Origin of the sequence: Paraburkholderia phytofirmans OLGA172 (assembly GCF_001634365.1) — a bacterium.
Taxonomy (GTDB): Bacteria; Pseudomonadota; Gammaproteobacteria; order Burkholderiales; family Burkholderiaceae; genus Paraburkholderia.
The window spans coordinates 1081560-1095143 of record NZ_CP014579.1; the positions used below are offsets into that span (position 1 = coordinate 1081560).

General features: G+C 61.2%; 6 protein-coding genes. All 6 read left to right on the forward strand.

Features of this window, described 5'->3' with window-relative positions:
- Positions 1-10 precede the first annotated feature (10 nt).
- The 6 genes from AYM40_RS25090 to AYM40_RS25115 all read left to right on the forward strand — a co-directional run bounded on the left by AYM40_RS25090 (position 11) and on the right by AYM40_RS25115 (position 13519).
- Positions 11-7603: a type I polyketide synthase gene (locus AYM40_RS25090; RefSeq protein ID WP_063498902.1), complete on the forward strand. Its 7593-nt coding sequence runs from the start codon at positions 11-13 to the stop codon at positions 7601-7603.
- Positions 7600-8829 (forward strand): 3-oxoacyl-[acyl-carrier-protein] synthase III C-terminal domain-containing protein, encoded by a 1230-nt coding sequence (locus AYM40_RS25095; protein ID WP_063498903.1) that lies wholly within the window; start codon positions 7600-7602, stop codon positions 8827-8829. The genes AYM40_RS25090 and AYM40_RS25095 overlap by 4 nt, the downstream gene beginning before the upstream one ends.
- Complete coding sequence (locus tag AYM40_RS25100; protein WP_063498904.1) at positions 8829-10688, forward strand: polyketide synthase dehydratase domain-containing protein; 1860 nt, start codon at positions 8829-8831, stop codon at positions 10686-10688. The genes AYM40_RS25095 and AYM40_RS25100 overlap by 1 nt, the downstream gene beginning before the upstream one ends.
- A gap of 81 nt (positions 10689-10769) precedes the next feature.
- The gene (locus AYM40_RS25105) at positions 10770-11507 is read left to right on the forward strand and encodes an ABC transporter ATP-binding protein (protein ID WP_063498905.1); all 738 of its coding nucleotides are present in this window, start codon (positions 10770-10772) and stop codon (positions 11505-11507) included.
- A complete protein-coding gene (locus AYM40_RS25110; RefSeq protein WP_063498906.1) occupies positions 11504-12754 on the forward strand; it encodes an ABC transporter permease in 1251 nt (416 codons plus the stop codon). The genes AYM40_RS25105 and AYM40_RS25110 overlap by 4 nt, the downstream gene beginning before the upstream one ends.
- A gap of 21 nt (positions 12755-12775) precedes the next feature.
- Positions 12776-13519 carry an outer membrane lipoprotein-sorting protein gene (locus tag AYM40_RS25115; RefSeq protein WP_063498907.1) on the forward strand — a complete coding sequence of 248 codons (744 nt, stop codon included), beginning with the start codon at positions 12776-12778 and terminating at the stop codon, positions 13517-13519.
- Positions 13520-13584: the final 65 nt, after the last annotated feature.

The window sequence follows — 13584 nt, forward strand, 5'->3', positions numbered from 1 at the left end:
GGTTGGTCTCATGAGAGCAGCTCGATTGAAATCTGTGCCGGTGGTGGCGATTACACCGTCGCATCGGCTGACACCCGGGATCGCGATTGGCGCGTGCAGGGCCGGGGCATCAGGCGTGCTGGACCTGGGCATCCGCAGGGAGTCGCCGGACATCAAGGCGGCGCTGGCCGAGTTGACCCGCGCGGCGGGTAGCGCGGAGCACTGGGGGATTCGCTGGGATACCCTGGGGGAAGCGTCGAAAGACCTCACACGCCTCGCGGAAATCGTCGGCTCGCTCGCGCCTGTACCCGTTCTGGTGCTGGCCGGCCTCACGGCCGAAGACGCCACGCGGGTCCACGAAGCCGCGAAGCGGCTAGGACGCGAAGTCATCCTGGAAGTGCACGATCTGGCTACGGCGCGTGCGGCACAGGCGGCGGGCTATGACGGACTCGTTGTCAAAGGGCATGAGTCTGGCGGACGGGTCAGTCCACATTCGTCGTTCATGTTGCTGCAAGAGTTTCATGGGCAACTCAGCATTCCCTACTGGATTCAAGGCGGCGTTGCCCTGCATAGTGCCGCATCGGCCGTGCTGGCGGGAGCCGCAGGCGTGGTTCTATGCGAGCAGTTGTGGTTGGCCGAAGAAGGGCCATTCACTACGGTCGAGTCGCGCACACAGTGGGGGCATCTCGATGGCAGTGAAACCTCGTTGATCGGCGCAACTGATGCGCTCTATCGGTTCTTTAGCCGCTCGGGTCGAGGCCGGCTGCGTGAGCTCGAAGTTGCGGTTGCCAAAGGGGAACCCTGGCAGGAGACCGTGGCGGACGGCCTGGCAGAACCCGACAATGGATTGATCGCCGTCGGACAGGATATCGCGTTCGCGGCGCCTCTTGCCAGGCGCTATGGGACGGTTGGACGCGTTATCACCGCCGTTCGCGAAAGCATCGCTGAGTGCCTGGAAAGGGCGGCTGCGCAGACTCCCCTTGTACCGGGTTCAGCGCTTGCAACACTGCATGGAACACGTTTCCCGATTGTTCAAGGACCGATGACGCGGGTCAGCGACGTCGGATCCTTTGCAAAAGCCGTGGCCGACGGGGGCGCACTTCCGTTCATGGCGCTGGCCGTTCTGCGTGGCCCGCAGGTGCGTGCGATGCTGACCCGAACCAAGGAGCTGATCGGCGATCTGCCTTGGGGCGTAGGCATACTCGGCTTCATACCCCTCGAGTTACGCCAGCAGCAGCTCGACATCGTACGGGAGGTCAAGCCGCCATTCGCGATCATCGCGGGCGGTCGGCCTAGCCAGGCGCGCGAACTGGAGGACGTCGGTATTACCACGTATCTGCATGTACCTTCGCCGGGCTTACTGCGCGGCTTTCTGGCGGACGGCGCGCGCAGATTCGTGTTCGAGGGCAGCGAATGCGGCGGTCATACGGGCCCCCGCACCAGCTTTATCCTTTGGGAATCCGCGATCGAGATCCTGACGAGCGCCGACATCAAGGATCCAGAATCGGTTCAAGTCCTGTTTGCGGGTGGCATCCACGACGCGATGTCTGCGGCCATGGTGTCCGTGCTGGCCTCGCCCCTGGTCGCGCGCGGCATGAAGGTGGGCGTGCTCATGGGCACGGCTTATCTCTTCACCCATGAGATCGTCCGCGCCGGAGCGATCGTAGAGGAGTTCCAGCAGCAGGCCGTCGATTGTCAGGAAACAGCGCTGTTGCAATCTGGCGTCGGAATTTACACGCGCTGCGCGCAGACGCCGTTCTGCGATGAGTTTGAAGGGGTGCGGCGCGAGCTCGTTCTGGCATCGAAGTCCGAAGACGAGACCTTGATGGCGCTGGAGTTGATGAACATCGGCAGGTTGCGCATCGCAGCCAAGGGGATCGCGCACAACAGCGATCCCGCCTCCCAGAGTGGTGACGATCGCTACGTCAACGTCGATAGCGAAACCCAGCGTCGCGAAGGCATGTACATGTTGGGCGAAGTGGCACGGCTAAGAAGTCGCACGTGCAGCATCGCCGAACTTCACGCTTCCGTATCGACGGGCAGCGAAGCACTGCTGAGGCATCGCAAAGCGCGCAGCATACAGCTGCCTCCTCGGTCCCGTCGCGAGGATATCGCCATTGTCGGGATGGCTTGCCTGTTTCCTCGCGCGGAAGGACTGCGTGACTATTGGCAAAACATTTTGCGGGGGGTGGACGCGATCCGGGAGGTGACTGACGATCGGTGGAGCGTAGCCGATCTGTTTGATCCAAAGCGCGGTACGCCGGACAAGGTCTATTCGAAGTGGGGCGGATTTGTCGACGATATCCAGTTTGATCCGCAGCGGTATGGGATTGCACCGGCGAGTCTGGCCTCCATCGAGCCTGTGCAACTTCTCGCGCTGGAGGTCGCAAGGCAGGCACTGGAAGACGCGGGATTCGATCGCCGCCCGTTCCCTCGTGAAAAGACGGCGACGATCTTCGCGGTAGGCGGGATGAACGACCTGGGCACGATCTTCAATTTTCGCACGCTCTTGCCTCAATACCTCGCCAAGGTGCCGGACCTTCCCGAGCAGACCCGCAAGCACATCCTGGATGCGCTGTTCAGGGATGAACTGCCGAAATGGACCGAGGACACCTTCCCGGGCATCCTCGGTAACGTGGTCTCCGGTCGGGTAGCCAATCGCCTCGACCTGGGCGGAGCCAACTTTACGGTGGACGCTGCCTGTGCTGCGTCACTCGCGGCGCTCGATGCGGGCATCAGGCAGTTGCGCAACCACGATGCCGATGTCGCGCTGGTGGGCGGAGTCGATGGTACAAACAGTCCAATCGGTTATATGTGTTTCGCGCAAACCCATGCTCTTTCGCCACGCGGACGCTCGAGACCTTTCGACGAGACCGCGGACGGTATTGCGATCAGCGAAGGGGTGGGGGCTGTGGTGCTCAAGCGCGTGAGCGATGCGGAGCGCGACGGTGACCGGATCTACGCGGTCATCCGGGGAATCGGCAGCTCGAGCGACGGGCGCAACCGCAGCTTGACGGCACCTCATCCTCCCGGCCAGGTAACGGCCTTGAAGCGGGCGTACGCCGATGGCGACGTGGACCCCGCGACCGTCACGCTGATTGAAGCACACGGCACAGGCACAGCACTGGGCGACAAATCGGAGATCGAGTCACTCAACCTTGCCTTTGGCGAGGCATCGCTCGCGACGCAAGTTTGCGCGGTCGGGTCGGTGAAGTCGATGATCGGCCACACCAAGGTGGCGGCCGGCCTGGCAGGCCTGATCAAAGCCGCGCTTGCCCTCAAGCACCGTGTGTTGCCGCCGACGCTGGGCGTCGACAAGCCCGCGAGCGGGATCGATTTCGCCAGGTCGCCGTTTTACATCAATACCGAGACGCGGCCATGGCTGCACGACGGCCGGAATCATCCGCGGCACTGCGGCGTCAGCGCGTTCGGCTTCGGCGGGACAAACTTCCATGCCGTGCTGGCGGAGTACACCGGGGCCTATCGTGACTCCGATGCGGTCGATCTGAATCCCCGTGACGGCGAAATCTTCGCGTTCGCGGGCGCCACCCGCGCCGAGATCGAAAGTGACGTGCGGCGTATGTTGCAAGGGCTGGAGCACGCGGAACAGATTGACCTCGCCCAGCTTGCGTATTCGCTTTACCGGGAGCAGCACGTCGTGCGGCGCGCAAATGGCGGGCAGCCTTGCCGGCTTACACTGCTGGCCGCTTCGGTCGTGGATCTCAAACAGAAGCTGTTACGCGTTCTCGAACTGCTGCCCAGGCACGCGGAGATTACGCAGCCGCCCGGTATCTACTATCGGGAAACAGCCGACAAGGCAGGCGGGGTCTGTTTCCTCTTTCCTGGACAAGGTTCGCAGCGTATCAATATGCTGCGCGATCTGGCGGTGGCGCTGCCCGCACTGCACGAGTGCTTTGCAGATGACCGGGTCAGGCGCGGCGAAGACCCCAGCCAGCCGATATCGCGCTTTATCTATCCACTGCCCGCTTTCAGCGACGCGGAGCGCGAGGCTCAGCAGCAGGCCCTGAATGCGACCGAAATTGCTCAGCCTGCGTTAGGCATGGTCGAAATGGCGGCGTTCCAGGTGCTCACTGGCTACGGTTTGCGTCCCGACTTTGTCGCAGGTCACAGCTACGGTGAATATGTCGCGCTGTGCGCCGCGGGAGCGATCACGTATGACGACCTGCTGCACCTGTCGCGGTTCCGCGGGCGGCTGTCTGCGAGCGCGCCACCGGGAGCGATGGCGGCGCTCGATGGCGACGGTGAGCAGGTGGCGGCCGCGATCGCCCAGCACGGTCTTGAGGTGAGCATTGCCAATCTGAACGCACCGGACCAGACCATCATCGCCGGAAAGACCGAGGCGATCGACGCGGCGGTGACGTGCTTGAGTCAAGCGTCGCTGCGTGTCAAGAAGCTGCCCGTGAGCGCTGCATTTCATTGCGAAATCATGGCCGGCGCGCGCGACACGCTGGCGGGTGAACTGGCAACGGTCGAGTTCCGTTCGCCGACGATCCCTGTGTACAGCAACACCACTTGCCGCCCCTATCCACAGACGAGCGATGAGGTGCGCGCGCTCCTCGCGAAGCACATTGCGGAGCCTGTCAGGTTCAGGGACGAAATTGACGCACTCTACGAAGCTGGCGCCCGGGTGTTCATCGAATGTGGTCCCGGCCTTGTGCTAGGTGGGTTGGTCGACCGTATCCTGGCCGACAGAACGCACACGACCCTGGCTATCGACGCACCGGGTCGACCCGGTTGGCTGCAACTCGCGCAATTGCTGACCCAGGCTGTGGCGATCGGGCTCCCGGTGCGGCTTGACACGTGGTTCGCCGGTCGCGGCCTGGTTGAATGTAGTCCGGAGGAGGTCTTTGCCGAGGCGGGCAAGCGGGCTGCCCCAGGACCACTGGTGTGGCGAGTCAACGCGGCTCGCGCACAACCATGGCACGGACCCCAACGAAAGGCGGCGCAACCTCGCAAAGCTCCGGGCGTGACGGAAATTGCCGCACCAGTGGTCGAAGCCCGTCCTTCCCGCACGGCGGAGTCACCCGTCGAAGCCCGTCCTTCCCGCACGGCGGAGTCACCCGTCGAAGCCCCCAAGCCAACGTTGATAGCGACTCGACACCTGGAGAGTCCATCCATCAGCGACAGGAGAAACGCAATGAAAGCAGATACTGTATCAAGCGACGGGCCAATGGCGACTGGCGCCGGCCCCCAACCTGCAGGCGCCCGCTGCTCGGAGTCCGAGTTCGCGCAGATCCAGTACGGTGTCGGGCGGCTCCTCGACCTGCAATGCGAGCAGCAGCAGAGCCTGCGCCATTTTCTGGATTTCCAGGCACAGCTGATCGGGGTCCAACTGCTGCACTCGCCGCAGCACGTGGGGCAACCCATGGCGATACCTGTTCAGGTGAGCGCAGCGAATCTCGCGCCCCCTCCGCGTGCACAGGCGGAGGCTGTCCCTTCCGTGGCTCCGATGATCCTCAGTGCGGCTCCGCCCACCCCGGTATTGCCCAAACAGTTGGTCGCTTCCAGTACGAGTGAGCCGACTCTGGAGTTCGCGGGTTCCATCGAGGCCCCCGAACCCGTGGCCGCGCCGCTCGAAAGCGGGCCCGCTGCGACGCGTAGCAATGGCAGCCTGCCGCCGAGCCATGCTTCGGCTGCCGAATTCAAGGCTGACCTGCTAAGCACGGTATCGGAACGCACGGGATATCCTGCCGACATGCTGGATCTCGACGCACATATGGAGGCCGACCTCGGCATCGATTCCATCAAGCGGATCGAGATTTTCAGTGGCCTCACGAGCAAATACAACCTGCTTGGCGAGCGCAACGAAGAAGCGGTCATCGAGGAGCTGTCGGGGCTCAAGACCCTGAACGAGGTTATGGGGTGGTACGAGCAGTTACTGGGCGGCGCAGTTGCCGCTGAGCTGGGAGTGATGTCCCCAAAAAAAGCTCAGACTCCACTGTCCACGTTCAATGAGACGGTGGAGTCCAAAATCGATACGACGCAGACCGATCCGGTGCAGTGCTATACGGTCCAGCCGATTGCTGCACACTTTGATGATGGCGTCGGCGTAACCGATTTTCCGGCCGGTTACCCGATCCTGTTGATCGGCGATGAGACGCCGCTAGGCAACGCGTTCAAGAGCGCGCTGAGGCGTGGCGGCCACTCTGTACGCCAGCTCATACCGGGCAAAGCGACACGCGTGCTGGATGAGGGCCGCTATGAAGTCGATTTCTCGTCGCTCGAGTCCGTGCAGCAGCTTCGCGAACTGCTCGCTGGCTCGGCTGAACCGGTCGGCACACTGATCAATTTGATGGGGGCGTCCGGTGACAGCGATGCGCGTGGCCACCATCAACAGGATGGGCGTGCGTTGTTTTTGCTGTTGAAAGTATTCGAGAGGGATCTGAAAAACAGCGCTCAGGGCGGCGCGGGCTGGATAGTCAACGTGACCTCCTTCGACGGACAGTTTGGCCTCAGTCAGTCGCGCGCGTTTGCAGCTGAAAGCGCTGGCATTCTGGGTGTCGCAAAGTCCGTCGCGCGAGAGTGGTCGACGGTCCGCGTGAAGTGCATCGACGTCGCGCCCGGGCTGGAGCCAGACTGGCTGGCGGCGCAGGTGCTGGCTGAGATGCGCAGCGGGCAACCGGGTGTCGAAGTCGGGTACACGGGGCAGGGACGCTGGCGGCTTGACCTGAAAAACCATGACGTGCTCCGTCAGGACCTGTCCAGATTGACCCTGGATCCCGACGCGGTGGTGCTGGTCACCGGCGGCGCCTACGGCATCACCGCGGACGTTACCCGCGCGCTCGCCGAAAAGTATCGTCCAAGGTTGATTGTGGTCGGACGCAGCGCACTGCCAGAGGACGAAGCGGAGACGATTTTCGACATCGAGGATCCGGCCGAACTGAAGCAGTTCCTGATCCGGGACATGCGAGCCCGGCACGGCAAGGTGACCCCGGCGGAGGTCGACCGCGCACTCAAACGGGTGATAAGGGACCGCGAGATCCGGGCCAATCTGGCCGCGATGCGAGCGACGGGCGCCCAGGTCGAATATCACAGCCTTGACGTGCGCGACCGGGTCGCGTTCGGCAACCTGATCGACGATGTCTATGCGCGCTGTGGCCGCATCGATGGCGTCCTGCATGGCGCAGGCGTGATTAGCGACAAGCTGATTGCGGACAAGTCCGTCGAATCGTTCGACGCCGTGTTCGATACCAAGGTGACTCCGGCACTCGTGCTGGAGAGCAAGCTGCGCCCGTCGAGCCTGAAGTTCATCGTGTTTTTCTCGTCGGTCACCGGTCGCTTCGGCAACGTCGGTCAGTGCGATTACAGCGCTGCCAATGAGGTGTTGAACAAACTGGCCAACCGGCTCTGTCATACCTGGCCGCATGTCCATGCCGTCTCGATCAACTGGGGGCCGTGGGATGCGGGCATGGTCAGCGACGAGTTGCGCAAACTCTATGCGGCACGATCCATCCGGCCAATACCGGCTGAGCTTGGGCGGCGCCATTTTCTTGACGAATTGGAGCGTGGGGCGAGCGGCAAACCCGAACTCGTCATTTCGTCGAGCATCCAGCAAATCGCCACGCTGCGCCTTGGCCACGAAAAAGGAGCATCAATCAAATGAACACTTTCGCCAAGCCGGTTCTCACCCACTTCTGGCCGGCACAAGTTGCCAAGCCCGTGGCACAGCGCATTACCCTGGAAGTCAGCGCCTATGCGTTGGCGATGGGTTACTGCAAGACCCACGACATTCAGAACAAGGAGGGCGTTCGCCAGGCGATGCGCGACCTGAAGGACAAGTTCTCGAAGTACGCTGTATCGCCCGATCAGATCAGGCGGCGGCAACTCGTGTTCTTCCCGCGGATCAGGGACATTCGCTTCGTCGATGGCGAGCTGGTCCTCGCCGAACCGACTGCAGAGAACAGGCACCTGCGGTTGCACTCATCCGATATGAAGGATCCCAAAGGGGCGAATATCCGGGAGCGTCATGAGAGTTATGGAAAGGTGGTCGGTACCTGCCTCGCCGAGATGTACGACGGCATCACCGCTGCGCCCGATGACATGATCCACGTGACGAGTACCGGATACCTCGCGCCGAGTCCTGTGGAACGGATGGTCGCAAACAAGGAATGGTTCGATACGACGGTCACTCACAGCTATCACATGGGCTGTTACGGCGCCTTTCCCGCCATCAGGATGGCGCACGGCTTTCTGTCGTCCTCGCACTTTGGGGCTACGCCGCCGAAGCAACGTGTGGACGTCGTCCATACCGAGCTTCTGTCGGCTCACCATAATCTCGAGGACTCCAGCGCGGAAAACATCGTGGCGATGACCCTGTTCGGCGATGGATTCATCAAGTATTCGGTCTGCTCCGACGAGTACGTGCGAGCGCGAGGACTCCGGGGCCTGAGAATCCTCGCCTTCCGGGAGAACCTGCTCCCGGACTCCGCTGACGACATGACCGAAGTGCCTTCGTCGCACCAGTTCCAGATGACCCTGACGATCAGAGTGCCGATCGTCATCAAGCGCCACGTGCGCCGCTTCGTCATAGCGTTGCTGCAAAGCATCGGAATCGATTTCGAACGCGACAAGCATTCGCTCGTGTTCGCGATTCATCCGGGAGGACCGAGGATCGTCGAGCACATTCAGGACGAGCTTGGACTGCGCGATGATCATGTCGTCATCAGCAAGGAAGTCTTCCGTGATAACGGCAACATGACCTCCGCCACGATCCCGCACATCCTCAAACGAATCGTGGAGGAGAAGGCGATTGCGCCGGGTACGCGTGTCGTATCGCTTGGTTTTGGGCCAGGCTTGACGGTGACCGGACTGGTTATGGAGAAAGTGTGATGGTCAATCACTATAACCATGGCACGCCGCTGATCGCGCGGATTCACGAAGTGAATTCCGCGGCCGAGGTGAGCCGCATCGAAGGGTTCGCTCTGGAGCGATCGTCACCGCCCGCCACGCCGGCCCGCAGAGCACCAGAAGCGGCCGAGGCGACCGCGCGGCGGGAGCGTCCCCCGAAGGGGGGGGATGACGAGGACAACGTATTGCCCTTCATCGGCGAGGTCGTGAGTTACGTTCCAGGCCAGTCAGTCTGCATTGAGCGCACACTTTCGCTGGAAGAAGACCTGCATCTCGCCGACCACCACTTTGTCCACGCTCCCGGCGTCAAGCCGCTCGCCGCCTGTTTTCCCGTCGTTCCGATGACGGTAAGCCTCGAGATCATGGCTGAAGCTGCAGCGTGCCTTGCCCCTGGGTACGGCCTCATCGGTTTCGAGGATGTCTCTGCGGGGCGCTGGATTGCGCTTGCGGATACTGACGAGTTGACGCTGCGAGTGGAGGGGGCCGTCAAGGCTGTCGATACGTCTGCCCAGATCTGCCGGCTCAGCGTCGCCGTTTTCATCAAGGGAGAGTCGCGTCCCTCAGTCAGTGCGACTGTCCTGTTCGGCGCGCACTATCAGCTCAGCCTTTCGTTTGGATCAGGTGCGCCTGCCGACGAAGGACGCCGTTCGTTGCGCGCTGCGCAGGCCTACGAGGAGCGCCACCTGTTTCACGGCCCGCGCTTTCAGTGTCTGGCGGGAACCATGCAACTGGGCGAGCATGGCGCGGCGGTTGAGCTAGTGGTTCGCTCGCCGGACGACATGTTTCGCTCGACCACCCGTCCGCAGTTACTGACCGATCCAGCTCTGCTCGACACGGTCGGACAGACGATGGCGATATGGACCATGGAACAGGGGGACATCGTCTTTCCGGTCGGAATCGGCAAGCTTGAGTTTTACCGGCCCGCCCCGGCTTGCGGAACGCGCGTCCCGATGCGCGTCGAGGTGACCGCGAGCAAAGGGAAGACCCTGACCGCGGACGTCGAAATTCAGGACGGTGCCGGTGGCGTGTGGCTGCGAATCAAGGACTGGAAGTCGTGGCGATTCCAGTGGGACAAACGGCTTACGGCGTTTCGCCGGCTGCCAACCCGGTATCTCCTGAGCGATACGCTCCAGCTACCCGCATTCGAGGCACGCCCGGAGCCGGTCTGTCAGCGAGTCACGAAGCAGCGCCTCGCCGGATTCGATCTCGTCCTCCTTGCACGCCACTACTTGCATATGGATGAAATGGCGATCTTTGCGAGCAAGAACGGTACGCGCGCCCGTCAGATGCAATGGCTGCTTGGTCGTATCGCCGCGAAAGACGCAGTGCGGGCCCTGGATGCCCGACAACGCCGCACCGGGGAAACGCTTCACCCGGCCGCGTTTGCCATCGGCAACGACGAGAAAGGCCAGCCGGTCGTCTCCCGTTGGCGGGATGATGGCGTGCCACCTCCCACAGTGAGTATCGCTCACTGTGACGATGAGGCCATTGCCATTGCTCATTGGAAACCGGTTGGGATCGATCTGGAGCGGATTGCCGAGCACGATGCGCACTTCGTCAAAGCCTTCGCCAGCGAGTCGGAACGTGCGCTGCTGGCGGACTTTTCCGGCGCCGAGCGTCAAGAGTGGATCACGCGCTTGTGGTGCGCCAAGGAAACGCTCGGCAAGCTCATGGGGACGGGAGTCAATGGCGCGCCTCAGCACTTCGAGGCCACCGTCATCGACGCCGACGGCGGTGTTCAGATGCGTCATCGGAGCAGCGGTCACGAGGCGGTCATCACGACAGTGCGCGACGGCAATTTCATTGTTGCCATTGGTCTGGATCTGGCGCGCGCAGGGTGATCGACGGGGCGGGTGGCGCGGAAATTTACGACGTCCGGGGATGTGCTTCGTCAAACACCCCAAACATCGAGGAAACGGAAAATGTCTTCAGCAGATTTGACTCCTCTTGTCGAACTACGTCAGGTCGTTAAGCACTACCAACTTGGTGAGGCGCAGATCACCGCACTCAAACACGTCGACGTGGCCATCCGCTCCGGAGAGTTCGTGGCCGTATGGGGGCCGTCCGGTTCGGGTAAGTCGACGTTGTGCAATCTCGTCGGATTGCTCGACACGCCTTCCTCGGGAGCCGTATTTTTCAAGGGACAAGATGCCGCGACGCTCTCGGATGATCAGCGCAGCGAGGCGCGCAATCACGCCATCGGATTCATCTTCCAGGGATTCAATCTGATCCCGGTGCTGTCAGCGCTCGAAAACGTGATGCTGCCAATCCAGATCGGGAATCTGGCTGCTCGATCCTCCCGGGAGATGGCCCTCAAACGTCTCAACGATGTAGGCCTCGCGAGCCATGCCGGGCATCGCCCGGCGAAACTCTCGGGGGGGCAGCAGCAGCGCGTGGCGATCGCGCGGGCACTGATCACCCGCCCCGCACTGGTCGTTGCGGACGAGCCGACTGCCAATCTCGACTCGGAAAACGCGCTCAGGATCATCGACCTGATGCGCCAGATCAGCAGGAAGGAAGGCACGACCTTCATTTTCTCCACCCATGATGAGCGCTTACTCGATCGCGTGGACCGTCGGATCATGATGCGCGACGGCGAAGTCATCGACGATCAGCGGGTGGCTGTGGATAACCGTTCTGCAATGGGGGTGGACTCATGATGACCTGGATCAAGCTCGCAATCAGAAATCTCTTCAGGAACGGGAGACGGTCCCTTTTCACCATAGTCGCCATTGGTGTGGGTTTCCTTGCGGTCAATACGTTGGGTGGATTTACCCGATATATCTTCACGAGCCTGAAGGATAGCTATATCTATGCCGAAGCGAACGGGAACCTGACCATCTTCAAGTCGGGGTTTCTGGATCACGGCAAGCTCGAGCCGACGAAATATCTATTGAGCGAAGGCGACGTGAAGACCATGAGAAAGATACTGGCCCGGCACCCGGAGGTCATCGTCGTCACACCGCAGCTGCAGATATCGGGCTTGCTGAGCAACGGAAAAGTGTCGACCATTTTTTTTGCACCGGGCCGGGTCCCTTCGGATATTCAGGCGATTGCCAGCCATGCGGTTGGCGTAATGGGCAAGGCGAAGCTGTATGACGGCAATCCGCTCTCGGACAAGCTTGACCACGGTATCGGTGTAACTCACGGCCTCGCGAGGCAGCTGAATCTACAGCTCGGTTCGGACGCAGTCGCCATGTCGCCTACGGTGTCAGGGCAGATCAATGCGCTCGATGCGCAGCTCGTTCAGCTCATCGATGCACCGGACGAAGCGCTGGAAGATACCTTTGCGACCGTTCCGCTGAAGTTCGCTCAAAGCCTGTATGACACAACGAGCGTCGATCGTTTGACCGTGTTGCTGTCTAACGACGAACGGACCGGCGCCATGAGAACGATCGTGGCCCGGGAATTTGCCGCAGCCGGCCTGAACGTGGATGTCAGGACATGGAATGAACTCTCGCCGTTCTATACCAAGGTGAAGAAGATGTTCAATGTCATATTTTTGATCACCTTCCTGATCGTGTTCACGATCGTTGTGATGAGCATCGTCAATACGGTCACGATGGCCATCATGGAGCGTACGCGGGAGATCGGAACCTTGCGTGCGCTGGGCGTGAAGCGCAGGGGTATCGTCGCACTTTTCGCGCTGGAAAGCTTGATGCTGGGTATCTTTGGCGCGTTGCTCGGGATCGCCCTCAACCTGCTCGTTCTCTATGCGGTCTGGCTGCTTCAGCCAACATGGGTCCCACCGCAAGTGAGCCGGGAAGTACCGCTGCAAATCTACCTGGTGCCGGACTATTGGGGGTACAGCGTGCTGCTTCTGATATTTCTGTCGCTACTGTCGGCGTTGCTGCCCGCGCGGAAGGCGGCACGCATGGTAATCGTGGGCGCATTGGCTTACGCGTGACGGCAAACGAACGAGGGAATCATGAAGAGAATCCAGTACATCGTGCTTCTCCTGCTGAGCTTCCTGAGCTGCGCGAGCGCTCACGCGGCGCTTACCCCGCGGGACATTCTGAAGGCGGCCGATGAGGCGCGTGGCAACGTGGCAGGGGTGGCGTGGGAAGTGACGATCGAATCAACGGAAAATCAGCAGATCACGGACACTCTGAGGTATGACATCAAGGCCCGCGGTTTCAACATCTCTGGCCTGAGCCTTGCCCCTCCGAAATATCGAGGCGAGAAGCTGCTCATGCTCAGCACCAGCATGTGGTTTTACAAGCCGGGGCTTAGCAAGCCTGTGCCGATCTCGCAGCGGCAGAAGCTGATGGGCGACGCGGCGTACGGTGATATTGCGTCGACGAACTACGCAGAGGACTACGATGCAACCCAGCTTGCCGATGAAGCGGTGGAGGGTGAAGATTGTTACGTTTTCGATCTCAAGGCGAAGAGTGACAATACCACTTACGACCGCATCAAATACTGGGTTTCAAAAAAGCGCCTGCTCGGCATCAAGGCGCAATATTTCACGGTGTCAGGGAAGGCATTCAAGTCATCGACCATGGACTACGACAACGTCGTTCGTGTAGGTGGAGAAACTCGGCCGTTTATTTCCCGGATCACATTTCACGGGGAATTGATGAACGGGGAAGTCACTTATCTGAATTTGCGCAATCCGCGCGTCGAACCTTTGCCAGATTACGTGTTCGACCTGAATCTGTTCATGCGATGAAGAAGTGTTTGCCAAATGTGAATATCACGTTCGTTTCGATTGCTTGCCACGCCATCACGGCCGCA

What these genes read in the sequence shown, in the direction of transcription:
- AYM40_RS25100 (WP_063498904.1), top strand. Translation starts at nt 8,829, where the DNA reads ATGGTCAATCACTATAACCATGGCACGCCGCTGATCGCGCGGATTCAC.
- AYM40_RS25115 (WP_063498907.1), top strand. Translation starts at nt 12,776, where the DNA reads ATGAAGAGAATCCAGTACATCGTGCTTCTCCTGCTGAGCTTCCTGAGC.
- AYM40_RS25095 (WP_063498903.1), top strand. Translation starts at nt 7,600, where the DNA reads ATGAACACTTTCGCCAAGCCGGTTCTCACCCACTTCTGGCCGGCACAA.
- AYM40_RS25090 (WP_063498902.1), top strand. Translation starts at nt 11, where the DNA reads ATGAGAGCAGCTCGATTGAAATCTGTGCCGGTGGTGGCGATTACACCG.
- AYM40_RS25105 (WP_063498905.1), top strand. Translation starts at nt 10,770, where the DNA reads ATGTCTTCAGCAGATTTGACTCCTCTTGTCGAACTACGTCAGGTCGTT.
- AYM40_RS25110 (WP_063498906.1), top strand. Translation starts at nt 11,504, where the DNA reads ATGATGACCTGGATCAAGCTCGCAATCAGAAATCTCTTCAGGAACGGG.